This window comes from Clostridium estertheticum (assembly GCF_018861295.1).
Classification (GTDB): Bacteria; Bacillota; Clostridia; order Clostridiales; family Clostridiaceae; genus Clostridium_AD; species Clostridium_AD estertheticum_D.
Genome location: NZ_JAHLDM010000001.1, coordinates 194,915 through 220,600, shown reverse-complemented (window position 1 = coordinate 220,600; position 25,686 = coordinate 194,915). Strand labels below are relative to the sequence as shown.

Below are 25,686 nucleotides of genomic sequence, written 5' to 3'. Positions count from 1 at the left end.
TACGCTGAAATAATATACTATGTTTATAGTTATAGAATTTTTCAAATTATTATATTTATAGTTTACAACAAAAGACGATGGAATACCATCGCCTTAATAAGACAAAACAAATTATTGAAAGTTCTTTTCATCACCCGTATTCATTATTTGCACTTCTACTTCAACTTTTAACTCAGTTTTTTCAATAATATTGTTTGGAATTTTAATTTTTGGGTATTTATTGTAAAATTGTTCACTTATATCAAAGATATCAATCCCCCTAGTCTTGTACTTTGCAAATAAAGTATTACAAGATTCTACAATGTTTTTTTCTGATTTCTCCACAATTTTATTTACATTTTCTTTTGTAAAAACAATCTTTTTTTGAGCTTCTGCAAAATCTACATTAACTTTAATCCGCTTTTTTAGGTGAATAACCTTACCATCATAATTTATATCTGTCTTAGTTTTACTTTTTAAAATTTCTAATGTTATAAATTTATTAATATCACAGGGGTTAGTTATTTCTAAACTACCACTTGCTACAGCGTTCATTAAAAAGTTGAATCCCTGACCTTCATCTGCTTTTATTATACTAACCATTTTATCGTCTTTAATCACTGCTCCACCATTTATTTCGAGTCTTTGCTCTAGGGCATCCTTTGGGAAATCTATTATGGTTACTACATTTGTTTTGTCCCCCTTGTTTCTTTGATTATAAAAATCATTAAGACTTAGTTTTAAAGCTCTTGAAGATGAACCAACATTTTCCACAAGATGCATAATAAAGAATCCAATGTACTTTTCTTGAAGAATGTTCATCTTTATAAGTCTCTCAGGATCCCCTAAATATATTGCAATATATGGCCTAATGAGCAATTCTTGATCTCGATCTAAAAAATCCATATAATTTTCAAGACCCTTTTCTGCGGCATTTTGAGTGAATATTATAGCCTTATTCTGTGTATAATTCAATTTATAACTAGAAGTAGAATTCATATTTCTAACAGCTTCAAACATTGTTTTTCCTTTTCCATCAAATAAAATTCGCTCATCCAACCCTTGAGGCGTTCCTGCTCCTATACCCTTATATGCTTCTGCATATATTATAGGATTACCATTACTATCTACATCTATTATTATACAAGTAACAAATAAAAGTCTATTAATATCCCTATAACTAAAACATGCTGACATGTTAAAACAACTTATTATTAAGCATATTATAACTAATGTTTTTTTATACTTACTCATTATAATCATCCTCATCAAAAATACTATTAGAGATCTTGTTAAGATCCCTTCTATATAATACATCCTTAAATTTAAAACTCTCTAGTGTACCCATAGGAAATAAATAAGGATACCCACAGCTTTCTAGTCCTGCCATATGTGCTATAAAAATAAAGAAACCAATATAAAATCCTGGTAACCCAAGAACTGAGGAAAATATTATTATTATTATATTCCATACTGATAAAGCTCCATAGAGCTTAGGCACTAAAAAAGAAGAAATGGATGAAAGTGCCACGATTACTACAGTACTTTGGGAAGCTAACCCTACTCCAACAACCGCATCTCCCAAAATTAAAGCTCCAACAATGCTCATTGCCTGGCCTATGGACTGCGGCAACCTTATTCCTGCTTCCCTAAGTAATTGAAAAAAGAAAGTCATTAATAATAACTCTATTACCGTAGGGAGAGGTACATCTGCTCTAGACATTGTAAACTTTACAGCAAGTACGGATGGAATAATAGAAAAATGGTACGTCGCAATAGACAAATATAATCCTGACAACAAGCTAGCTGAGAAGAAAGCAACCATCCTCATAATTCTTGATGCATTAGCAAAATACACGTTTGAATAATAATCATCCGGTGTATGGAAATTATCTATAAAAAAATATGGCGCAGTAATTACAAAAGGTGTCCCATCTACTATTATTGCTATTTTCCCTTCTAAAAGCTTTGATGCCGCAACATCAGGCTTTTCGGTAGTGCCTATTGTATCAAACGTCGTATTCTTGCTTTTTAGTTCTTCTTCAATATAATTTGTGTCTAATATAAATTCTAATTTTATGCTTGTTACCTTTTTCCTTATGTAATCCACGAGTTTCCTAGGTGCAACACCTTCTATATAAGCTATTACAACTACTGTATTAGATTTATTTCCCAAAAACAAAGGTTCGAATTTCAAATCCGGATTTTTTATTTTCCGCCTAATAAGTGATACATTATCTATAAAGGCCTCTGTAAATCCTTCTCTCGGTCCTTTGATTACATTTTCTGTAACTGGGATTCCAACACCCCGCCTTACATAACCCTTTGCTTCACAAAATATTGATTTATCTGCAAAAGAAAATATAAGCACCAAGTCTCCAGATAAAATATGTACTATAGCCTCGTCATTACTATTAATATCCCCAATGCTATTAGCTGGTAATACCTCTTTTTTTATATACTCTAAATCTACAGTTGATATCTTATGTTTTATTAGAGGATTAAATATATATTCACTAATAAATTTGGAATCACATAAATCATCAATAAATATGCCAGTTATTGTTCCTACATCACACTGTATCTCTCTATATTTTACATCATAACTATTTTTTAATTTTTCTCTAATATAATTTATATCTGTTTTTCTCATTTTAATCACCTAATTTATTATCCGTCATGTTTAAGTTAATTATTCTGTAATTTTTTATTTTGGAGTTTAATATTTAATAAATAGGTAAATAATACTAATATATGCAAAGTTTTATTAACAATAATTATAGACTCTAAACAAATAGGAGGTGCGATGACAACATGGATAAGCTAAATACAAAACATTTAATGTTCATAATTTGGGCTACCTCAATTGTTGCAATGAAAACCTACCCTAATATATTCATTGTAAATGGAGGTAGAGATTCTTGGATTTCAGTTATTATTGCCTCTATTATTTTATTTTTTTATTTTATTTTTCTAATATCCGTTTGTAAAAAAACAAAATGCTATAACATGGATGAAATATACCATAAAGCCCTAGGTAAAACTACGGGAAACATTTTTTTGATCTTATTTATCATAACTTTAATTGTAACCCTAATAGAAAGCTCCTCAGTAGAAGCAAATGCCTTACATGTAAATATGCTTGCAGATACTCCTGCTTGGTTCTTTCTACTGTTTATAGCAATACCAGCTATTTATATAACAAAGAAGGGTACTAGGGCGATAATTATAATTACTATTATCGCTATATCTCTCATAATGATGGCAGGAATAAACCTAGCAATCCTTACAGCTAAATATAAAAAGCTTAAATACTTACTACCTGTAATGGCCAATGGCATAACAACTTCTTTTATTTTATCAGTTATAAAAGCACTTGGATGTTATGGAAGTATAGCTATTTCTATACCATTTTTGACCAGAGTAACTAATAAGTCAAAAATAATAAAACATTGTGTTATTGCGTTATTGATTGTAATACAAATGGAAATTTTTGCAAATATTGGTCTTTTAAGTACCTTTGACGTAACTAGAACCTTAACCCTTAATTATCCCAAACTAATACAAACTCAGTTAGTTAGTTATTTTGATTTTTTAGAAGTTGGAGAATTTTTTGTAATGCTTCAAATGGTAGGTGGGTGGTTTATAAAATATGTATTAGCGCTAAACGCTATACTCATTTTATTAAAAAATCTTTCTTTCTTTAATAAATACATGATCTACATTATTACTTTATTTGTATTCATAATTTCCTATTTCATTTCTGCTAAGGTACTATTACTATATAAATTTTTAAACCTTTACGTATATTTTTCTGTGATAAGCTTCATATTAATACCAACAATAATTTTCAGTATATTCTACTTTAAAACAAAAATAAACAGTAGGAAATTCAATATAAAATAAGCCTTTTTACTAATTTATAAATCCATGCTTTTTATTATATTTAACTAGCGTTAATGATAATGGCAATGCAAGGGCAATACCAACTATAACTTGACCAATATTGGGAGGTATATCCACAAATGCAAGTAGTGCATTATTAGTTGTTAGCTTATATACTATAAGGCCTGAAAGGAAATAACCTAAAACCATCCATACACCTGCTACTATAAATGCAAATAGATTATTCCACAGATTATCTGCTTTATATCCCTTCCTATATGCAATCATCGCTGTTAGGTATGCCATTCCTCCTTTTATAATCAATGTAAAAGGCGCCCAATAAAACCACGGTGTTGATAAATCAAATAAAGTCATACCAAGTGCTGCAGCTATAACACCTTTTTTCTTTCCTAGTAATATGGCAGATAAATATACCATGCTATCACCTATATGAAATACTGCCTTATTCCCCACTGGTATTTTTATTAAATATGTAGCAATATATATAATAGCTGCCATGATTCCGATTTGTACTATATCAATAGTTTTAATAGATGTGTTACTACTTTCCATCATTCTCCCCCTAAAATTCTCTCTGAAATATGTTTTTAAATTTCTCTCTAATAACATTATATACAATATTAATTAGTTTTCAAATGTATCCATACGCTTTTCGAAATAATAGTTTATATATATTGTATATACATTGCCGAAATACTAAATACTATATAATATTTAGTTATTTTGATAAATGGAGGTATTCATATGACTTTTTTACGATGGCTCGGTGGATTTGTGGTTTTATTTTGGTTAATGGGAGTGCTTTTCAGTAAAGGTGGAAGTTTAATTAATATATTACTAATAGTTGCTGCAATTGTATTTATAATTGACATTCTATCTAGTAAAAGAAAAAACTTATAAAATTGAATACAGAAAAGTCTCTTGAAATATTTCCAAGAGACTTTTCATTTTATTTATTTTTAACGACATTTCAGAAGGAATGTCTCCTATTTCTATATTTATTTTTAATTAAGTTACCTAAAATACCTCATCATCTACTTAATCATTGTTTTTACTAACATCCGATAAGATTAAACCTTTATTATGCTCTAATGCCCAACTAATACCCCAATCATTTTGGAATAGTAATAGGTCCCTATCCTTAAAATCTTTAACTAATCTAGCATCACTAGTTAAGTTAAGTTTTTCTTTATCTATTTCACTCTTTTCGATCCATCTTATATTTTTAAATGCTAACCTATCAATTTTAATATCTACATTATATTCATTTTTAAGTCTAAATTCTAATACCTCAAACTGAAGCACTCCTACAACTCCAACTACAATTTGTTCAATTCCTATATGTAGCTCCTTAAATACTTGGATTGCTCCCTCTTGAGCTATTTGTGTTACTCCCTTTATAAATTGCTTTCTCTTCATAGTATCAACAGTTCTCACCCTTGCAAAATGTTCTGGCGCAAAAGTTGGTATTCCTTCAAACTCAAATTTATTTGAGGACGAACATATAGTGTCTCCTATACTGAATATACCTGGATCAAAAACTCCAATAATATCTCCTGCATAAGCTGTATCTACTATTTCTCTCTCTTGTGCTAAAAATTGTTGAGGTTGTGCAAGTTTTATTTTATTACCACCTTGCATATGATAAACATCCATGCCTTTTTCAAATTCTCCAGAACAAATCCTCATAAAAGCAATTCTATCCCTATGAGCCTTATTCATATTAGCTTGAATTTTAAAAACAAACGCAGAAAAGTCTTTACTATAAACATCGATTTTCCCTATGCTCGAATTTCTTGGTAATGGAGGTGATGTTAATTCTAAAAAGCTTTCTAAAAATGGTTCAACACCAAAATTAGTTGAGGCACTACCAAAAAATACTGGTGTAAGCTCCCCATTTGCTACTTTCTCTAAATCAAAATCATCACCCGCTACATCTAGAAGTTCCATATCTTCCATAAGCTTATTATATAAATCGTCGCCAATAAGCTCGATTGCCTTTTCATGGTCAGCATTAATTTTTGTTTCTTTAACTTCTATTTGCCCATGCTTTCCATCATCAAAAACAATAATTTCCTTTGTACGCCTATCATAAACGCCTTTAAAATCTACCCCGCAGCCTATAGGCCAATTCATTGGATAAGATCTAATACCAAATTCATTTTCTATTTCTTCCATAAGCTCAAATATATCTCGAGTTTCTCTATCCATCTTATTAATAAAAGTAAAGATGGGTATCTCTCTTATGCTACATACATGGAATAGTTTTCTTGTTTGTGCCTCCACTCCTTTTGCGCCATCTATAATCATTACTGCACTATCTGCTGCCATAAGCGTTCTATATGTATCCTCACTAAAATCTTGATGCCCTGGGGTATCAAGTATGTTTATACAAAAATCTTTATAATTAAATTGCATAACTGATGACGTAACAGAAATACCTCTTTGTTTTTCTATTTCCATCCAATCAGAAACTGCATGTTTAGAAGCTTTTCTAGCCTTAACTGAACCTGCAAGCCTTATAGCACCACCATATAATAATAACTTTTCCGTGAGTGTAGTTTTACCCGCATCTGGATGAGAAATTATAGCAAACGTTCTTCTCTTTTTAATCTGTTTTATGTAATCCTCCAAGGTATCCTCTCCTTTTTTATATTTCAAATTATGTAAACGCATATATATTCCTACAATCACTTGCTTAACTCCTAGTGATTCTAAAATTTCACCTATCAAATCTCTACCTATCAATTTTAGCTTTTATACACATATCTGTCAACTAAGGTTGTACTTATACAGAAGTTTAGCAGCAAATTTCCAGTAATAATTTTCAATATACTTAAATTGTATAATTTAAAATTTACTTGAATAAATGGGAAGTATGCATACTGTTGAGTCTTAAAAATAGTTATAACCCCCCCCACCCCAATAAATTCTGATAATTAATTTCCAGTTTTAATATTGGATTAGGTCTTCACAAATAGCGGGTTATCCCAATTATCTTCTATCATAAATCTTTCATCTCTTATATCTTCAATAATGTCTATTTGAAGCATACGCTTCTTTCTAAAACTTCTTATACACTTAAAAAAATACAATTGCATCAAATTAAATGCTATTATTATAAACATTAAAACTGTTTCTACGCCCGTAGGGCCATGAAGGAAACAATGATCTAAATGCCATTCTGTTTTTAACTGATGAAATGCATTGTTTTCTATATCCCATCTCTTATGCATTATTAGTCACAAACTTTTTACTGAGGTGAATTTATCTGTTGTTATAATCCATGATTCTTTAATTTCTACATTATCTCCAGTATGAATTTGTTCCACAAATTTTATAAATCTTACTTTTATATCTGAAGTTGGCATTTCAAAATGATCTTCGTCCCAAGCTTTAATTATGGTGTAGTTGTTATTTTTTTTCTTCTCAGTCCACCTTTCATCTGCCTCTCGGCATTTAAATAAAGCTAATGCGTCTTTTACGATGCTAAGCCTTTCATCCTTAACTCTTACCACTGCATTCATACCTATGGAAAGTACTTCTTTAATCCAAGTGGACTTACAGTATAAAGCATCATCGACTATAATATCTGCAAAATGATGATATTGCTTATATAGGTTTTTTATTAGTCGCTTACCGCCTGTAATCTCACCTTCATCCTTCTTTGAACCATCTTTTTTAGGTTCAAGCATTTCTTGCCCTAAAATAATATGTGGATCAGAACCTACGGTTACACATACTACTGTCCTATGGAAATAATGAGTAACTTCATTCTTATGAGTACGTGAAAGACAGTTCTCACAACACTTTTTAGCACTCTCAAACAGCTCCACACCATCTATAGCCACTATTTTTAATCCGTCTAAAGTACCAGTTCTAAATACCTTATTTTTTATACTAGTTTTTATTATATCAGTATGAACATTATTTAAACCTTCTAAATCAAAATCACTCAAACACCGCCTAACGGCGTCAATTCGTGGGATTTTAGTTTTTTTTGGCAATACTTTCTTAAATTTATCTTTTTCAAACCAGTGATTTAACCTGTTAAAACTTCTTATTTGTAACATAAACCCGAATAATACAACAAAAGTGATTGTTGTAATCTTTATTGGAGATTTTATTCTTTTATCCTCTAATGTATTGATTTTTTCACCTATATGGTATACCTTATTAATATAAGTGAGTAATTGCTTTAAATAACTTTTGCCCATTTTATCAGCATCCTTTTTTTTGTTTTCGCAAAACTATTATAAAAAGGATGCTTTTATTTTGCAAATTTTTTGACTGTAATTTCCAATAAAAATCGGAATTTATAGTTTTCTTGTTAATCACCAATAGACTATTACAGATCAACAGGCTACCGCCTTAAAAAAATTCATGTGCTAAACTTCTGGTACTTATAATGGTAGCAGGATAAAATTCTTTTAAGTGGAATTTATTATATATAAGCTTAAAATATCTATCTGTAAAATATTTATAATAAACCCTAAAGGAGGTAAAATATTACGAATATTATTTCAAGGTGAAAAAATAAATTGACTTACCTAATTTATTATGTTTATATTAATGTATAAGTTAAAACTTATATAAAACTTAATATTTATTTAGTTTTCTAGGGTTCCGCAGTTTATGACTGGCTGGTCCAAGAGAAAACGCACAGTTATCTGTGTTCACGGAAGGATAAAAGCCTGGGAGATATTATAATAATATTTCTTAAGGCTTTTTTATTTTGCTCACTTTAAAATGATGCCACGAAATATTATTATAATTTATTCCAAATATTAGTTTAGGAGGAGTAATTATGGAATGGTTTTATTTAGTGATAGCTGGATTTTTTGAAGTAGTATGGGCAATCGAGTTAAAATATTCGCTAGGATTCACGAAAATATTACCCAGTTTATTAACCATTATAGGAATGATTACAAGTTTTTATTTTTTATCATTATCACTAAAAACTCTGCCACTTGGAACTGCATATGCAGTTTGGACTGGTATAGGAACTGTTGGCACCGTGGTCTTGGGCGTTATTTTGTTTAAAGAGCCAATTGATATTATGCGTGTTATTTGCGTTGTATTAATTGTAAGTGGAATCATTGGCTTAAAACTGATAACGATAAAGTAGCAATTTATATAAGCTTTATACTAATCAACCCAAGTTCTAGTTATACCAGTAAAGGATTTAGATGAAACCCAGAATAATACCTATTAATAAGGAGGAATTTTAGTGAAAAATTTTGTAATTGAAGATGATTTTTGGGGTTTGTTCCCTAACGCAAAGATTGGGGTTGTTATTTGTCATGGAATAGATAACACCATAAGAAATGAAGAAGGATACCTTGATATGATTTTAAGGGCAGAAAAAGAAGCTTTAAAGTATTTGCAAAATGAAGAATTTAGCAATAACGAAGTAATAAAAATATGGAGAGAATCATTTCAAAAATTCAAAAGCAAAAAAGGTGCTAGGTCATCTATAGAAGCATTATTAAAGCGAATTGATAAAGGAAATCATATTGGAAATATTAATCCGTTGGTTGACATATACAATTCAATTTCATTAAGATACGCTTTACCCTGCGGTGGTGAGGATATAGACAAATTTAACGGCGATATAAGATTAACAAAAGCAATTGGAGATGAAGACTTTGTTCCACTTGGAACAGATAAAAATTCACCTCCTTATGAAGGAGAAGTTGTATATAAAGACAATGCTGGAGCGATTTGCAGATGCTGGAATTGGCGAGAATCATTAAGAACCATTTTAACTGAAAAAACAAATAATGCTTTTTTATGTATTGAATTGACTGATGAAAAAAGACAAGTGGAATTTGAGGATGCTCTAAAAGAATTATTAAAATTAGTAAAAAATAATTTAGGAGGAGAAACTCAGATTTCAATTTTAGATGCAAATAATAAGAATGTGCAAATTGATTAAATTAATTTAGGAGGGTTTATAAATGAGTAATTTTAGTTATAAGGATATTTATATTGAGGATGGTAAGCGGGTCCTTGAGATGAATATATTGCCAGAAAAGTATTGCAACTTTGATTGCATATTTTGCCCTATTGGAAGGTCACACAACAAAATAGACACACAACAAACATTTTCGGATATTTCTGAATCATTAAATGAACTGGAACATAAATTAATGAATAATGAAGTGGATTTAGTATTTATAAACTCTAAAGGAGAAGCTCTGGTTAATGATAAAATTGAAACTGTTATTAACTTAGTGAAAAGTAAAGGATTGGAAGTGAGATTACTTTCAAACGGTTATATATTGGGTAGGGTTGAATACATGAAAATAGCCAATAAATGTGATGAGGTAATTGGAGAAATAAAAGTTATTACGGATAAGGATTTTCAAAAGGTTCAACGCCCTATTGATGGTTATACCTTCCATGAGCATATATCAAGTATGATCTCTTTCAATAAACAATACAAGGGTAAGTTTATATTAGAGATAACAATTCTCAAGGGATATAATGACAGCGAAGAAGCCATTTACAAATTGAAAAATATTATTGATGAATTATCACCAAACAAGATAATTATTGAAAGAATGAACGATGACAGATTTAAAGAGAAACTCGGAATAAGTGATGAAAAATTTCATGCCATTTCAAAGGCATTACTTGATAAGTAACATGACATTATAATATAAAATAAAAAAAACCGACTCTTCTTAAATAGATAAGTCGGTTTTTATATGCATCTCTCCTTAATATTAGGTTACTTTTACTATTATCTAGGTATAAATCCTATTTTCTTTTGCATTTTTCTTAATGTCTTATTGGCAACATAGTTAGCCTTTTCTGCACCTTTTTTATAAATTTCTTCTAGATATGCTTTTTTACCTATGTATTCCTTAATTTTAATCTGTATAGGTTCAAGCTCTGAAACTATTGCTTCTGCTACATCTTTTTTAAACTGAGCATAACCTTGCCCTTCATATTTTGCTTCTATCTCTTCAATAGTCATTCTAGTTATAGTCATTAATATTGTCATTAAGTTTCTAACACCTAGTTGCTCATCATTAAACTTAACCACCCCTAGACTATCTGTAACTGCTCTATTTACTTTTTTTCTTATAACTTCTGGTGGGTCCATTATTAAAATAAATCCATTAACATTTTCTCCTGATTTAGACATCTTCTTAGCTGGTTCTTGTAAGTCCATTACCTTAGCTCCTGCTTTGCCTATATATGATTCAGGTATTACAAATGTATCGCTATATGTTTTATTGAACCTTTCAGCTATGTCCCTAGCAATTTCAAGATGTTGAAGTTGATCTTTTCCTACAGGCACTAAATTACTTTGATATAATAAAATATCTGCAGCCATTAGCACAGGATAGATAAGCAACCCTGCTCCTATACTTCCTGCGCTATTTTGTGATTTAACTTTATATTGAGTCATTCTGCTTAATTCTCCCATGTAAGTAGAACAAGTTAAAAGCCAAGCTGCTTCACTATGAGCAGGAACATGTGATTGAATAAACATGGTGTTTTTCTCAGGGTCAATACCTGCAGCTAAGTAAATAGCTAATAATTCTAAAGTTCTTCGCCTGAGATCTTTTGGTTCTTGCTTAACTGTTATTGCATGTAAATCCACCACACAAAAATAGCATTCATATTCATCTTGTAATTTAACCCAATTTTTTATTGCACCTAAATAATTTCCAAGTGTTAAATCACCCGAAGGTTGAATTCCACTAAATATTACTTTCTTATTACCTTCCAATATAACCATCTCCTAAAATAAATTATGCAGAATCATATATAATTTCCACCATTATGTAAAGTATAGGAAATTTCTCAATTTCCTTAGAAACAAAAAAACCCTATGGATAAATCCATAGGGCGAATATACACGGTACCACCTAATACTTAGAAACTATGTTAAAGCTTCTTCTCAAACAGATACACTACGATATCCTACCTCTATAACGTAAGGCTTACGTCAAGGACTACTATACTTCATCCTGAGTCTTAGAGACCCATTCAATTTAAACATAATTATCGTAATCACACCTTCTACGACTCTCTAAAAATCTGTTTTTAAATTTACTTGCTTCTCATCAAAGACTATAACATTATAATATATTTAAAATCTCTTTAAATAATATTATACTTATTTTATCGAACTGTCAATAGAAGTCAATTTTATGCTTTCCAAAGACCATGTAGATTGCAATATTCTCGTACGAATAACACTTCTTCTTCTAATTTAAATTCAGCTTCTGGTTTTTCACCTGGTTTTAAAAATTTTCTATATACTTTGTTCTCTGTGTGTACTTCAATAATTTCAATATGATGTTCTTCAAGTGATGGATGTTGTACTGCTCCAACTTTAACTTTAATACCACCCTCTATTTTTTCTGATACAGGAACATGTTTTTCAACTGCTGCATCCGTAGTGTTTTCTACTTGAAGTTTCATATCTTTTCCACAACAAACCAAAGTACCTCCAGAATTATGAACTACCTCAACTATATTACCACATATTTCACATTTATAAATTTGTCTTAATTCAGTCATTATTATTCCTCCTTTAAATTTAGAAATCAACAAATAATAATTATGCTTATCTATTCATAACAATTATTTATTGATAGTTATTATATATATTCTACATTCTTTTAAAATCCCCTCTTTTTATAGAGAATTTTATTTATATTTTATGCTAACCCAATTTATTATATACAATTATATTATATATAGTATTCCTAATATTACCTTCATTATTTTTCTTTTATGTGGAACACTATATAACATCAATATAAAGGGAGGTACTAATATGTCAAAAGATCAAGTAAAAACATATGCACCATATGAAAGAGATTTCTATGATCAGGAACCATCTGATATAAGATCTTATTCCGAAACTGATTCTACTATGCTCCCAGATCCAGTAACTGACCCCATAGTTGCTATGAATATATCTAATGTTGAATTTGACTATACTTACTATGGTGGAGTAGAGTTTGTTGATGAAGAAGACTAACCTCTTTCTCAAAGAAGACTAATTTCTTTTGTAAAAAAGACTAGCCTATTTATAAATACATTTAATTTTTTAAAGCTATAAAGTGTTAAAAACAGATGACTTCGTTTTAGAAGTCATCTGTTTTTTTAAATTATAACCTCAACTTTATGAACCCCATCAGTAAATGGTACTAACCCATCAATACATAACTTACCATCAAGCCATATTCCTTTGTCTCCAATGCGTTTAACCTCAATTACATATTCATAATTATCCTTTTTATAAATAATCTCATAATTCGGCCATTCCTCTGGGACGCAAGGCTTAATAGTAAATCCTTTTCCCTCCTTTAATTTAAGACCTAAAATAGCTTCTATTCCGGTTCTATACATCCATCCTGAAGTTCCAGTATACCAACTCCAGCCTCCTCTTCCTACATGAGGTTCTTTTCCGTATACATCAGCCGTCATTACATATGGCTCTGTTTTAAATCTCTCACATTCAGGCAGAGTTTTTGTATGATTTATAGGATTTATCATGTTATAAAGCTTTGCTGCTGTATCACCTTGATAGAGTTTAGCAAAAGCAAGAATTACCCAAGTTGCGGCATGTGTATATTGCCCACCATTTTCCCTAACTCCAGGAACATAACCTTTAATATAACCTGGCTCCAAAGAAGATTTGCTAAAAGGTGGAGTTAATAGTAATATCATACCATTATCTTCTTTTATTAAATAACGTTCTAATGACTTCATAGCCTCTGTCGCTCTTTCTTTATCTGCCGCTCCAGATATTACTGCCCAGGATTGAGATAAAGAATCTATCTTGCATTCTTCATTTTGTGATGAACCAAGTGGCGTACCATCATCAAAATATGCTCTTCTATACCAATCACCATCCCATGCGTTCTCTTCTAGATTTATTCTTATATACTCTTGCATATCCTTATATTTCTTAAGTTTTTCATCATCATTTTTGTATGTGCAAGCCTTTGAGAAATCTGCTAATATATCATATAAGAACCATCCTAGCCATACACTTTCACCTCTCCCCTTATTGCCCACAGTACTCATTCCGTCGTTCCAATCTCCACTTCCCATAAGAGGAATATTGTGAGGTCCAAATTTAAGGGCTTTTTCTATAGCTTTTGTACAATGTTCATATATACTACCTGTAAAATCTGCCTTTCCTGAAATGTTATATCTTTCATCTTCCCCTTCTGCAAGTGGTGTATCCATTAAATATTCTGCTTGTTCATTAAGGATATCAAAATCACCAGTATTTTTTATATAATCCATAGTGACATAAGGTAGCCATAATAAGTCATCAGAAAATCTTGTTCTTATTCCACTATCTACAACTGGGTGCCACCAATGTTGTACATCCCCTTCAACAAATTGCCTTGAAGCACTATACAGAATTTGTTTTCTTGTCATACTAGGCTCAATCATACTTAGTGACATAACATCCTGCAGTTGATCTCTAAATCCATATGCTCCACCAGATTGATAAAAAGCAGTTCTTGCCCATAATCTACAAACTATAGTTTGGTACATTAACCATCCATTAAGCATTAAATCCATACTCTTATCTGGTGTCTTAACCCGAATCGTATGAAGTATTCTGTTCCAATATTTTTTAACGTTTTCTAGTTCAGTATCCACTTTTTTATAATCTTCAAATTCCTTTGCTATCTTTGAAATATTATCTAAATTCTCATTTTCACCAAGCATTGCTATTAATTCTACTTCCATGTTAGGATCTAAATGAATTTTCGAAGTAACTGCAAGGCATGGATCCAGGCCCGCTCCAACATTATTTGATAGTTTTATTCTCTTTAGAACTTCCGGATTTTCAACACTTCCTCCTCTTCCTAAAAACTCACTTCTATCACCAGTGAAGCTTTGCTGAGTGCCTCCAAATAATTTTAAATAAGACTTTAATTTACCAAAATGTTGATTATAACAATTCGTTGCATATATATATTCTTGTTCGTCATTAAAATAAGTAACTATGTGCTGAGCAGTATGCTGAGGTACTACACCCATTACGAGTTCAGCATAATAAGTTATACTTATATCTCTAGCTTTATCACTATTATTCTTTAGTTTTATTTTGCATAACTTAACATTATGCGACCTTGGCACAAACATAGTTACTTCACCCATAATCCCAAAAACCTCATGTTTGAAGTTTGAATATCCAAAACCATGCTCTATTAAGTATTCTCCGCCATCCCTTATCGGCTTAGGTGTAATACTCCATATATTACCAATATTATCATCTCTCAAATATATAGCTTCTGAGCACTCATCACTTATCCAATCATTGGACCAAGTAGTAATTTTATTTTCGCGACTATTGCTGTTCCATGTATAAGCTGATCCACATTCCGACACATGAAATCCAAAATTACCATTTGAAATTACATTTATCCATGGTGCTGGGGTATTATTAAAATCTTTAAGTAGAATAGTATAATTTTCACCTTCTACATCAAAACCCCCGAGTCCATTAAAATACTCTAATGGTTTTATATTAAACTTGTGCTCCTTAAACATGAATTCTTTTTTTAAAGTTTGAAGTAACGGTAACTTCTGTACTCTCTTGTTCTTATTTTGAATTTGAGATACTAACATTCCCTTACATGAATCTATAACCAACCTAGCTATAGCTATTAATAAATCTATATCTTCATCTTTAATATTAGCCTTATTAAGTATAAATAATCCACCAGGTTTGTTTTCTTTATCTCTTAAGTGACTTCCACCTACTAAATCCTTAATATCAGCTTGTAGTGGCTGATCATATGAGGTCATTTGAAGGTTTATTATCACCAAATCAACTGTTAACCCTTTAAGGCTTAAGTATTCATGAGCATTTATAAGTTGGCGAACTAAATCCTTATCTTTACTCTCACGCACTATTAGAAGAATTATAGGTAAATCTCCTGAAATACCATATCCCCAAAGAGTGAATTGTCCCTTTTTTACATTTTTTATATGCTTTTCTCTTTGTCTAAATGTAGAATTTAAAAATAAAATTTTAGAAGCTATAACTTGATATAAATTTGCCTGAGTAGATTTTATACCCAAGTATTTCATATCTACCTGGGTTTGACTCCAAGCTAGTTCAAATACCCTATTTATGTTATGAAATTCACTATATTTTTTAGCTAAACTTATCACTTCTTCTTTTGTATTAGCTATTGACGTAGTGAATACTATAATGCATGTTTCACCAGGTTTAATTTTAACCCTTCTTCTTATACTTACTATAGGGTCAAGCACAGCTCCAACAGTATTAGATAATACCGAATCTCCCCTCATTGCTATAGGATGTATTGTATTCTCACCACGACCTATGAAATTAGCCCTGCTAGTCTCATATTGAATAGTTCCAATAGTATTGCCCTGAGTTGCGACGGTTTGCATAAGCCAAGGCTGTTTCTCTCCCTTAGACCTCGGCCTTCTCGTTGCAATAATGCAACTAGGATTATCAACATACTCCGTTTTCACAAACAAATTTCCGAATGCTGGATGTACTATATCCGCATCATAATGAGCTAGCGTTACCTCAAAATAACTTGTTATCTCTAAAATTTTACTTTTAGTATCTTTATTTATAATTGATAACCTTCTTACCTCTGAATCATCCTCTGTAGCCACAGTAATTTCCATACGCGTAACAAGATTTTTATCACGCCTTGTAAACTCAGCCTTGTCTAATGCGAATGTTACTTCATAACTATCACTTGGCTTTTTACAAGGCTCATAAGACGCACTGAAAAATTCATTTTTGGACCTATCTTTGATATAAACAAACATACCTGTATTGTCTTTTGTAACATCTTCCTTCCATCTGTAAATCATAGTTTTATCACGTAAAGCATACCCTGCTCCACTATTAGAAATCATTAGCGAGTAATTTCCATTTGAAATTAAATGTGTTTCAGGAGTTTCCGTTTTTGCTGTAGTGTATTTTCTAACTATAATCTTTTGTTTTCCTACAGGGGTACCTAATACCTTAAATTTACGTTCCCTATCATATACTACCTTCTTAGAAATTTTCTCTTGGAGTAATAACTCTGTAGCTTTCACTCTTGGTAGTGCATGAAATCTTTTTTGTAGAATATTATTTAATAATACATTATCTAAAGCCATCAAACTCATACCTTCATGATGAATCATAAAACACTTGATTATAGCCTTAGTATCATCTTTAAACATTCTGTTTTTAGTATAATCTACAGCTTCATAAAATCCATAATTCCCCTCAAGCCCTTCTTTAGTAAGTCTTTTAAGATTATCATAGGCTCCTCTAAAGTCGGTTTGGAGTGCCATGACAGTTGAATATGGTGAAATAACCAATTCATTTTCAAGTCCTGACTTTAATCCTACTCCAGCTACTCCAAACGCTTTATATTGATAATTTGAATTTATATCAAATTTATAAAATGCAGATTCAGATATGCCAAAAGGTACCCCTCTTTCACTACAATATTGCTTTTGTGCACCGATTACAGCATTGTACGTTTCATCTAGCATTGTGCCTGAATAATTTTTCATTATAAGTAGTGGCATCATGTACTCAAACATTGTTCCGCTCCAGGAAACTAAGCCCTTACTTTTCCCCATATTGGTCATAGATCTTCCAAGCTTAAACCAATGTTTTTTAGGAACATCTCCCTTTGCAATAGCAACAAAACTGGCTTGCCTTGACTCAGAAGCCAATAGATCATAATAACTCTTACCTAGATTATCATTCTCCACATCATAACCAATTCTAAACAGTTCCCTATCCTCATCATATAACATCTTAAAATCAGTAGCTTCCGCCATGGAATTTAGTTTTTCCTTTAATCCCTCTATTTTGTTAATAACAAATTGAGTTTTTTCTTTTGTTTGTTGTAACAAATCTTTTAATTTTGATAACGATTTATCATTTTTCACTTTGTCATCTAACACATTTAATATGTTTGTTGTTTTTTCTGGGATACTAATTATTGTTGCTCCCTCAAGCAAACACCTCATAGATTTAGTAAGTTCTAAATCAGAGTCTTTGTCAAAGACATAATCAAACCAAGGAAATAGTTCACTTATTTCCTCTAAATACCCACCTACATCATCTTTTAGTTTTTTATTCCAATATGCTTCCATGCAATATTCATTTTTTCCCACTTCTACAAGCTTATTAGATAACTCCCTAAGTATAGTTTTCCAACAATTAAAATCTATTGTTTCACTCTCTATTTTATTTAATACGCCCTGATATAAATCCTTAACTTTTGGGTATACTTCTGCTTCTTCAGAGGCAAGCCTCATAGTGTCTTCCAATCCCTTAATTTGAGCATGGTTAAACAATGGAGCCCTCAAATATTCATCTAACGCCTGTGCAACTACCCAAAGGTACCCAACTAAATTACCACTATCAACAGTAGACACATATCTAGGAAAAAGTGGGGTCTTAGTTTTAGTATCATACCAATTATAAAAGTGGCCTTTGTACATATCCAGTTCTTCCATCGACATCATAATTTTATCTATTCTACTTGTTACACTAATAATCCCAATATACCCTAAATCATATGCAACTAAATTTGATGTTAATTCCATTCCCATATTGGTTGGTGAAGTTCTATGTGCTACTCCATTAGGTGGATCTTCTTGGTAATTATCTGGCCCAAGCCAATTATTTTCATCATTTACAAAATCCTCAAAATAAGCCCAAGTTTTTCTACTCAATCTTCTTAAGTAATTCTTTTCTTCAATGATAATTTCAAAAGACTCAAACTCCCTATCACGACTTATCACATATGCAATTACGGGACTTAAAAACCAAATTACACAAGAAGGTACACTAAGAAATCCAATACTCATGCTTGCATTAAAGGATGCAATTAAAATTAAAATTGAAATTGCACTTCCAACCCACATAGCCTCTATAAAGTTTTTAAGTTTTTTCCCTACTTTCACCTCAACATCTGCTGCCGACTGCCACTCTAATAAGTTTTTTTTACTTATTAGTACCCTATATAATGTTCTAATTATAGCATCCGTCATCATATACGCTTGATAAGGTATAAAACAAAAAATCAAAAACACCTGTTCAATAGCCATCTTGCTATTTCCGATTTTGCCTGATAAACTTACCCCTAAAGCAGGAGAAACTACAGCTTCACTTACGTCAAAAAGTATAGGAGCTAAAATAGCTACAAAAGCTGCAATAACCCATTTATCCGTACTATCTGGCAATATTCCACCTAAAGCAAGTATAAGCAAAATCGTAACGGAGGGTGCAAGCAAACTTCTTCTTAAATTATCAAAAATCTTCCATTTAGATATTTTGTTTAATGGTGAAGACTTTTTAAGCCAACGTAATAATTGCCAATCCCCTCTAGTCCACCTGTGTAGCCTCATAGAACTAGCGTTATAATAAGATGGGTATCCGTCTATAAATTCCACATCAGTAACTAATGCAGTTCTAACATATGAACCCTCGAGCAGGTCGTGGCTTAATACAGTATTTTCAGGTATTTCATCCTTTAGCATATAATTAAAGACGTCTACATTATAAATACCTTTACCAGTAAAAATTCCCTCCCCAAATAAATCTTGATATACATCAGACACTGCCGTAGTATATATATCTATACCTGTTTCACCAGAAAAAATCTTTGAAAATATAGTTTTGTTTGCACTAAGAATAGATACTCCTATTCTTGGTTGCATTAGGCCATATCCTCTGCTTACTCGCTTTTTATCACTGTCTATAACAGCATTATTAAGTGGATGTGCCATGGCCCCTATTAATTTTCTAGCAGAGTCCCTTGGAAGTTTTGTATCTGAATCTAAAGTAATAACATATTTAACCATTCTGAGATCCTCTGCATTATTACTTATTACATTGTAACTAGTATTCTGCTTGCCTCTTAAAAATTCATTAAACTCCATAAGCTTTCCACGTTTTCTCTCAAATCCTATCCACTTATTTTCTTTTTCATTATATTGTCTCCTTCTATTTAAGAAGAAAAATATATTTTTTCCTGGGATACAATATTTTTTATTTAATTTCTCTATTTCTAAAAGTCCAACATCAACTATCTCTCTATCAGACACTTCATCCTTAGTATCACTATCCTTAAAGTCACCAAGAAGTGCAAAGAATAGATTACTTTGCGAATTCGCTAAATAGTATATTTCCAAGTCCCTTATTAATTCAATTACCCTAGAAGCATTATTTAATAAAGTAGGAATTACTACAACTGTACTATATTTTTCTGGTATCCCCTCTTCGAAATCCATTTTGGGAATAAATGAGGTCGTACATAAAAGACTTATGCTCCAGTTTAAAATTGAGATTGTTATTTCACTACATGGTACTAATATAATAATTACAGCTAATATATATCTCCATAACTCTTTATCATTATCATTTAATAAGCTACTTACAATAATTAAACCCACTATTAATAAAGTAACTATACCAATAGTCCTTATATAAACATTAACTATATTTTTCTTTTTGCTGTTTATCAATTTTTCCATGCCAGTACTTTTATATCCTATTTTTTTCTTTAATTCATCTAGTCCATCATCTATTAGATAATAACCTACATGGTTTTTATAAATATTATTTTCTGGCTTTTCACTATCATAACAACATTCAATTGCTTTTTTTGCTATATAAGATTCTGCAAGTTTTGTATGTTTGGATAGTTTTTCTATTTCATGTCTATATTTATCCCTCGATTGGAAATCCATTTCTCTATAAATGTCTGCAGGATCTTCTCCTAAAATAACCTCTACGGGACTTAACTTTTCAAAATATTTTTTCCAATTTAAACCTTCAATAACTCTTATACTATTAATAGAATTTGCCATAGAAATTTCAAAATTAGCCTCTATTTGATGTTCTAATGCTATGATTTTTTCTGAGCTTGTGTCCTGCGCTCCAAGTCTTTCATCTATAAAATCATAAACCTCCATAGAATCAATACCATTGTCCCTTAACAATTTGAGTAATCTTTCTGTAAAGTGCAAAGTGAATATATTTTTCTGACTATTTAAAAGCGATAATTCTAAATGTATTTTATCTTCATTAAAAGCATTAATTAACCTCTCTGCAACTAATTCCGCCTCTTTTTTATCTTCCTCTGCTTTAACAATTTTCTCAGTTATCTTACTAATATTTTGGATTAAGGCTATTCGGAGCATTATAGGTATAGCCCAAAGTTCGCCAGACGTCAGTACGGCATTCTTTTGATATGCGCGAATAAAGTCTTCAATTACATGCTCATCCATTCTACCATCAGTGTGAGATACTATTTCAATGGCAATATGATAGACTCTTGGGTATCCCTTAATAACTCCCTTACATATTACTGGTAAATCTTTATAATATGTTTGTGGCATATTATATTTTATGCTTTTGTATTCTTTTTCTATTAAATAAAGATTATCCAAAAGCCATTCTGCAGCAGGTAACACCTCTTTTTTATTTTTACCTTCTTTATCTATCTTCTCGTAGCCTTCTAAAATTTTCTCATAACTTCCATCTAAATTACTAATAAGCTTTTTTTTGCAATTAGTATTTTTTACATCAGAGTAATGACGTGCCATTTCGAAAGCATGTTTTTCCAAATCTTCTCTATTCACATTTATGGTTGGAACATCTTTCAGTAAATTTTCTTCTTCATAATGATTTAAATTTTTTCTTACAACTATATAAGCTAAAATACTTATTGCAACTATTGCCCCTAATATAACATATGGCATTATAAACACCCCTTTAATACTTTTTGTTAATAAACTTTGTAAAGTTTTAGAACTAGTTGAAATTATTATCCCCAACTAATTGTTCAATTATTAGTAAAAACAACAAAAAAACTCACAATTAAATATTGTGAGTTTTTTATATGGATGTTAATTAGCTAATTAATCTTAGATTTTATAAAATTCTTCAAAAGATTTTGTTACATAAAAATGATCTAATACTCCACCTAATTCTCTTATTGAATGCATAGCCAAAGTTGGACTTCCCATATCTACTGACCGTATATTTAAATGAGTTGAAGATATTGGCCCTATAGTTGAACCGCCCCTAGCATCAGACCTATTAACAAATTTTTGAATTGGAACACTCGCCTTTTCGCAAATTAATTCATAAACTGCATCTGAGTTACTATCAGTTGTATAACTTTGACTCGCACTAATTTTTATAACTGGGCCTTTATTAATATAGGGTTTGTTTGTTGGGTCATTTTTTTCCGGACTATTAGGATGAACAGCGTGTGCATTATCTGCAGATATTATAAATGATTTAGATATAGCTCTAAAAAACTCTTCACGATTTTTATGGAGAGAAATTGTAATACGCTCTAAAATATCAACTAGCATATTTGAGTCAGCTCCCTGCTTTGTTGAACTTCCCACCTCTTCGTTATCAAAACAAACTATTACATTTGTCGCCTGGACAGACGAGCCCCTAGATATTGCACTTATCCCAGCATGTACCATAGCTAAATCATCCAACCTTGAGCTTGATATAAATTCATTATTAAGTCCTATAATTGATCCCTTTTCATACTCATAAAGGAATAAATCAAAATCTATAATTTCCTTAAGGTCTACAGCTAATTCTTTTGCAATGGCACTAATAAGATAATTGTTTTTTTCTAGATTTTCATTAACCATTGAAAGTAATGGCAATAGATCCTTTTGCTTATTTAGTTCAATACCATTATTAACATTTCTATTCATATGAATAGCTAAATTAGGAATTATCATAATTGGTCTTTTAATATTTACTAGCCTAGTTTCAGGATGCAAAATATCCTTGCTTCTTAAAGTTACCCTACCAGCTATTGCGAGTGGCCTATCCATCCATGTATTTAATATAGGTCCACCATAAACTTCTGTATTTAATCTTACATACACATTATCTACTACCATTTCTGGGCTCGGTTTTATTCTAAAGCTTGGTGAATCTGTGTGTGCTCCAATAATTTTAAAGCCACTTTCCTCAATTTCTCCCTTTCCAACTACAAACGCAGTTAGTGCAGAATCATTTTTAGTCACAAAATATTTCCCGCCTTTTTTAAGTTCCCATTTATCTTCTTCTTTAATTTCCACAAAACCTGCTTTGCTTAAATCTTCTTTGGCCTTTGCTACAGCATGGTATGCTGTTGGACTATCATAAATATAATCAATAAGATTTTGGGCAAATTCTAATTTTTTAGACATATATATTCCTCCAATTAATGCTAAGACATATAAGCACCTTGCTTATCTCTATTATTAGTATAACAAATTTATTGCATAATATTTCTATAAAAACTAAATAAATGTTATAATTAATTATAAAAAATGTGTTTAAATTTAATTTTTTAAATTATACTATATAACTAGAGGTGTAAATATGTTATCAAAATTTTTAATTTCAAAATTTGTAAAAAATTATCAAGATATAAATAATAAAAAAGTAAGAGATTCCTATGGTTACCTAGGTGGCTCAGTTGGAATTATTTTAAATTTAGTACTTTTTACTACAAAACTAATTATAGGAATAATATCAAATAGTATAGCAATTACAGCAGATGCCTTTAATAATTTATCGGATGTTGCTTCGTCAGTTATTACAATTCTAGGTTTTAAATTAGCTAGTAAACCAGCAGACAAAGAACATCCCTTTGGTCATGGAAGACTTGAATATATTTCTGGTCTTATAGTGTCGTTTATAGTAATTCTAGTAGGTTTTGAATTTATTAAAACCTCTTTTGATAAAATAATTCATCCATCAAAAGTAATTTTTAAGCTTATACCCTTTATATTAATATTAGCCTCAATAGGTGCTAAACTTTGGATTAGTAGGTTTAATAAGATTATGGGCAAAGCTATAAAATCCTCAGCCCTAGAAGCCTCTTCAACTGATGCATTAAGTGATGTAGTAAGTTCAAGCTGCGTTGCACTATCACTTCTTTTATCCATTTGGATTAATTTCCCACTAGATGGGTACATAGGTATCCTTGTATCCCTTATAATAATATATGCTGGATACTCGCTTATAAAAAAAACCATGAACCCGCTTCTTGGTGAAGCACCTGATATAGAACTAGTAAACGGAATTCGATCAAAATTACTATCCTTTGATCATATTACAGGTTGCCATGATTTAGTTATACATAACTATGGTCCCGGCCGATGTATGGGATCTATTCATGCTGAAGTTCCTTGTGATATGTCTATAGTTAAAATCCATGAAATTATAGACGAGGCTGAAAAAGAAATTTCTGATGAATTTAGTCTATATTTAGTTATTCACATGGATCCTATAAACAAAACAGACAAGGAAGTTAACGCATCTCGCTTAGAGCTTTTAAATATATTAAAATCCTTTTCTATAATAAAATCAATTCATGACTTTAGAATTGTAGGCGAAGGTAATCATAAAAATTTAATCTTTGATGTCGTAATTGATTTCGATCCTAAATTTTCAGAAAGTGATGAGCTTAAACTTCAAGATGATATTAATATAGCTCTTAAAAAATCTTACCCTTATTATAATGCTGTTATGACAATAGATAGAGATTATATAGGAGTATAACTTAAGAAGGTATATTTTAGGAAATAAATTCAGTTATATACTATATATTATATTTAGCAGTGGAATTCCCACTGCTCTTATTTTTTATTTTTTCGGCAAAGCTAGCTATACTAAAAATGCAAAGTTAACATTGCAGGGGAGATCTAATATGAAAACATGTATTCAAGAACTTAGGAAAAAAAACAAATTATCTCAAGAGGAACTAGCATTAGCAGTCGGTGTTTCAAGACAAACAATCACATCCTTAGAGTGTGAAAAATATACAGCCTCACTTGTTCTTGCATACAAAATAGCAAAATATTTCAATCTTACAATTGAAAAGGTTTTTGATTTTTCAGAAATTAATAAATTATAAAATAAGGTTTTATAAAATGGAGGGATTATATAATGGTAGAATATAAAAAGTTATTAAGTAAAAATTTAAAATTTATGAGAACATTCGCCTGCCTCGCAGCTGTATTCATTGCCCTAACCGGCACTTTTGTAAGTATGACCACAGGCATCAATGAAGATATTTCTGATTTAATACCAGGATCACAAATAGGTATATTTATAGGTCTTCAGATTGCCATGTTAATATATATTAGAAAATATAGTAAGGCCTTAAAAACTGAAGACGGATTGAAAACTCTTTATATAGAAGAACACGATGAGAGAACAAAACTTATTTATGATAAAACTGGTGTTTCTGGATTTAGATTATCATTAGCTGTAATAACAATTGCTACTATTATCGCCGGATTTTTTAATCAAATAATTTTTTTAACTTTACTTGCTGTTCTATTTTTTATGCTTATGGTATCCATATTTTTAAATTTATATTACAAAAATAAATTTTAGCAAGCGCTTTCAAATCCAGTTTTCATACAATTATATTGCTTTTAATTTAAAACTAAAAATAACTTTATTTTAAAAAAACAAACTACAATATACGGAAATACAAATCAAGGGAACCCAAAATGGATTCCCTTGATTTTTTCATATTATCAACATTTTTATTAAACATATCCCAAATTCAAAGATGTGTATCACATTGGCAGCCTAGCGGCTAAAAGACTTTTTAGCAAAGCTATTAATCTCTTTCATTCTTTTCTTATTTACCAACTTTTGCAGATACACTTTAGTACAAATAAATAATAGTATAAGTTTCTCTGCAGTGACTTGCAACAAGAAACGAAAAAACATTGAAGTGCATTTAAAAGTTCTTC

At 30.7% G+C, this 25,686-nt stretch carries 19 protein-coding genes and 1 riboswitch; of the genes, 9 read left to right on the top strand and 10 right to left on the bottom strand.

Translation table 11 applies throughout. The features are described from left to right. Positions 1-111 precede the first annotated feature (111 nt). Together KPL54_RS00885 and KPL54_RS00880 are read right to left on the bottom strand one after the other, a co-directional pair. Positions 112-1,233, bottom strand: coding sequence for a Ger(x)C family spore germination protein (locus tag KPL54_RS00885; RefSeq protein ID WP_216103805.1), 1,122 nt, complete (start codon positions 1,231-1,233; stop codon positions 112-114). Beyond that, positions 1,226-2,632, bottom strand: a complete 1,407-nt coding sequence (locus tag KPL54_RS00880) for a spore germination protein (RefSeq protein ID WP_216103804.1) — start codon at positions 2,630-2,632, stop codon at positions 1,226-1,228. Before KPL54_RS00880 ends, KPL54_RS00885 begins: the two co-directional genes overlap by 8 nt. A 161-nt stretch (positions 2,633-2,793) precedes the next feature. Here KPL54_RS00880 and KPL54_RS00875 point away from each other — a divergent pair, with 161 nt between their 5' ends. Further along, on the top strand, positions 2,794-3,885 hold the full coding sequence (locus tag KPL54_RS00875; protein WP_216103803.1) for an endospore germination permease: 1,092 nt from the start codon (positions 2,794-2,796) through the stop codon (positions 3,883-3,885). 9 nt (positions 3,886-3,894) lie between these two features. Here KPL54_RS00875 and KPL54_RS00870 read toward each other — a convergent pair whose 3' ends face one another. Next, positions 3,895-4,437 (bottom strand): ECF transporter S component, encoded by a 543-nt coding sequence (locus KPL54_RS00870; RefSeq protein ID WP_216103802.1) that lies wholly within the window; start codon positions 4,435-4,437, stop codon positions 3,895-3,897. Between the two features lie 192 nt (positions 4,438-4,629). Here KPL54_RS00870 and KPL54_RS00865 point away from each other — a divergent pair, with 192 nt between their 5' ends. Then, positions 4,630-4,785 (top strand): lmo0937 family membrane protein, encoded by a 156-nt coding sequence (locus KPL54_RS00865; RefSeq protein WP_216103801.1) that lies wholly within the window; start codon positions 4,630-4,632, stop codon positions 4,783-4,785. A gap of 138 nt (positions 4,786-4,923) precedes the next feature. Here KPL54_RS00865 and KPL54_RS00860 read toward each other — a convergent pair whose 3' ends face one another. The 3 genes from KPL54_RS00860 to KPL54_RS25900 all read right to left on the bottom strand — a co-directional run bounded on the left by KPL54_RS00860 (position 4,924) and on the right by KPL54_RS25900 (position 8,102). Then, a complete protein-coding gene (locus KPL54_RS00860) occupies positions 4,924-6,519 on the bottom strand; it encodes a peptide chain release factor 3 (RefSeq protein ID WP_216103800.1) in 1,596 nt (531 codons plus the stop codon). A 329-nt stretch (positions 6,520-6,848) separates the two neighbouring features. Continuing rightward, on the bottom strand, positions 6,849-7,121 hold the full coding sequence (locus KPL54_RS25905; RefSeq protein ID WP_253203294.1) for a transposase: 273 nt from the start codon (positions 7,119-7,121) through the stop codon (positions 6,849-6,851). 6 nt (positions 7,122-7,127) lie between these two features. Then, positions 7,128-8,102, bottom strand: a complete 975-nt coding sequence (locus KPL54_RS25900) for a transposase (RefSeq protein WP_253203293.1) — start codon at positions 8,100-8,102, stop codon at positions 7,128-7,130. Between the two features lie 390 nt (positions 8,103-8,492). Beyond that, positions 8,493-8,588: riboswitch (guanidine-I (ykkC/yxkD leader) on the top strand. A gap of 104 nt (positions 8,589-8,692) precedes the next feature. On the opposite strand from KPL54_RS25900, the gene sugE reads away from it, so the two are divergent. From sugE to KPL54_RS00840, 3 genes are all read left to right on the top strand, one after another. Next, positions 8,693-9,013, top strand: a complete 321-nt coding sequence (gene sugE, locus KPL54_RS00850) for a quaternary ammonium compound efflux SMR transporter SugE (RefSeq protein ID WP_216103799.1) — start codon at positions 8,693-8,695, stop codon at positions 9,011-9,013. A gap of 102 nt (positions 9,014-9,115) precedes the next feature. After that, entirely contained in the window at positions 9,116-9,823 is a 708-nt protein-coding gene (locus tag KPL54_RS00845) for a B3/B4 domain-containing protein (RefSeq protein WP_216103798.1), read from the top strand. A 22-nt stretch (positions 9,824-9,845) separates the two neighbouring features. Next, on the top strand, positions 9,846-10,535 hold the full coding sequence (locus KPL54_RS00840) for a radical SAM protein (protein ID WP_216103797.1): 690 nt from the start codon (positions 9,846-9,848) through the stop codon (positions 10,533-10,535). A gap of 98 nt (positions 10,536-10,633) precedes the next feature. Here the strand turns inward: KPL54_RS00840 and trpS are convergent, their stop codons facing one another. Further along, positions 10,634-11,632 (bottom strand): tryptophan--tRNA ligase, encoded by a 999-nt coding sequence (gene trpS, locus KPL54_RS00835; protein WP_216103796.1) that lies wholly within the window; start codon positions 11,630-11,632, stop codon positions 10,634-10,636. A 422-nt stretch (positions 11,633-12,054) separates the two neighbouring features. Next, on the bottom strand, positions 12,055-12,429 hold the full coding sequence (locus KPL54_RS00830) for a desulfoferrodoxin (protein WP_216103795.1): 375 nt from the start codon (positions 12,427-12,429) through the stop codon (positions 12,055-12,057). A gap of 259 nt (positions 12,430-12,688) precedes the next feature. On the opposite strand from KPL54_RS00830, the gene KPL54_RS00825 reads away from it, so the two are divergent. Then, the gene (locus KPL54_RS00825; RefSeq protein ID WP_071614419.1) at positions 12,689-12,895 is read left to right on the top strand and encodes a hypothetical protein; all 207 of its coding nucleotides are present in this window, start codon (positions 12,689-12,691) and stop codon (positions 12,893-12,895) included. Positions 12,896-13,020: 125 nt separating this feature from the next. Here KPL54_RS00825 and KPL54_RS00820 read toward each other — a convergent pair whose 3' ends face one another. Together KPL54_RS00820 and KPL54_RS00815 are read right to left on the bottom strand one after the other, a co-directional pair. Continuing rightward, positions 13,021-21,651, bottom strand: coding sequence for a GH36-type glycosyl hydrolase domain-containing protein (locus KPL54_RS00820; protein ID WP_216103794.1), 8,631 nt, complete (start codon positions 21,649-21,651; stop codon positions 13,021-13,023). Between the two features lie 165 nt (positions 21,652-21,816). Further along, positions 21,817-23,118, bottom strand: coding sequence for a M18 family aminopeptidase (locus tag KPL54_RS00815; RefSeq protein ID WP_216103793.1), 1,302 nt, complete (start codon positions 23,116-23,118; stop codon positions 21,817-21,819). A 175-nt stretch (positions 23,119-23,293) separates the two neighbouring features. Between KPL54_RS00815 and KPL54_RS00810 the strand changes: the two genes are divergently transcribed. The 3 genes from KPL54_RS00810 (at position 23,294) to KPL54_RS00800 (ending at position 25,318) form a co-directional block, all read left to right on the top strand. Next, positions 23,294-24,478 carry a cation diffusion facilitator family transporter gene (locus KPL54_RS00810; protein WP_216103792.1) on the top strand — a complete coding sequence of 395 codons (1,185 nt, stop codon included), beginning with the start codon at positions 23,294-23,296 and terminating at the stop codon, positions 24,476-24,478. A 148-nt stretch (positions 24,479-24,626) separates the two neighbouring features. Next, positions 24,627-24,833 carry a helix-turn-helix transcriptional regulator gene (locus KPL54_RS00805; protein WP_216103791.1) on the top strand — a complete coding sequence of 69 codons (207 nt, stop codon included), beginning with the start codon at positions 24,627-24,629 and terminating at the stop codon, positions 24,831-24,833. Between the two features lie 32 nt (positions 24,834-24,865). Further along, a complete protein-coding gene (locus tag KPL54_RS00800) occupies positions 24,866-25,318 on the top strand; it encodes a hypothetical protein (RefSeq protein ID WP_216103790.1) in 453 nt (150 codons plus the stop codon). Positions 25,319-25,686: the final 368 nt, after the last annotated feature.

Bases quoted from the DNA above. Each gene is read 5' to 3' on its own strand.
- KPL54_RS00840 (WP_216103797.1), top strand. From the start codon at position 9,846: ATGAGTAATTTTAGTTATAAGGATATTTATATTGAGGATGGTAAGCGG.
- KPL54_RS00830 (WP_216103795.1), bottom strand. From the start codon at position 12,429: ATGACTGAATTAAGACAAATTTATAAATGTGAAATATGTGGTAATATA.
- sugE (WP_216103799.1), top strand. From the start codon at position 8,693: ATGGAATGGTTTTATTTAGTGATAGCTGGATTTTTTGAAGTAGTATGG.
- KPL54_RS25900 (WP_253203293.1), bottom strand. From the start codon at position 8,102: ATGGGCAAAAGTTATTTAAAGCAATTACTCACTTATATTAATAAGGTA.
- KPL54_RS00800 (WP_216103790.1), top strand. From the start codon at position 24,866: ATGGTAGAATATAAAAAGTTATTAAGTAAAAATTTAAAATTTATGAGA.
- KPL54_RS00880 (WP_216103804.1), bottom strand. From the start codon at position 2,632: ATGAGAAAAACAGATATAAATTATATTAGAGAAAAATTAAAAAATAGT.
- KPL54_RS00875 (WP_216103803.1), top strand. From the start codon at position 2,794: ATGGATAAGCTAAATACAAAACATTTAATGTTCATAATTTGGGCTACC.
- KPL54_RS00815 (WP_216103793.1), bottom strand. From the start codon at position 23,118: ATGTCTAAAAAATTAGAATTTGCCCAAAATCTTATTGATTATATTTAT.
- KPL54_RS00825 (WP_071614419.1), top strand. From the start codon at position 12,689: ATGTCAAAAGATCAAGTAAAAACATATGCACCATATGAAAGAGATTTC.
- KPL54_RS25905 (WP_253203294.1), bottom strand. From the start codon at position 7,121: ATGCATAAGAGATGGGATATAGAAAACAATGCATTTCATCAGTTAAAA.
- KPL54_RS00885 (WP_216103805.1), bottom strand. From the start codon at position 1,233: ATGAGTAAGTATAAAAAAACATTAGTTATAATATGCTTAATAATAAGT.
- KPL54_RS00805 (WP_216103791.1), top strand. From the start codon at position 24,627: ATGAAAACATGTATTCAAGAACTTAGGAAAAAAAACAAATTATCTCAA.
- KPL54_RS00820 (WP_216103794.1), bottom strand. From the start codon at position 21,651: ATGCCATATGTTATATTAGGGGCAATAGTTGCAATAAGTATTTTAGCT.
- KPL54_RS00810 (WP_216103792.1), top strand. From the start codon at position 23,294: ATGTTATCAAAATTTTTAATTTCAAAATTTGTAAAAAATTATCAAGAT.
- KPL54_RS00865 (WP_216103801.1), top strand. From the start codon at position 4,630: ATGACTTTTTTACGATGGCTCGGTGGATTTGTGGTTTTATTTTGGTTA.
- KPL54_RS00870 (WP_216103802.1), bottom strand. From the start codon at position 4,437: ATGGAAAGTAGTAACACATCTATTAAAACTATTGATATAGTACAAATC.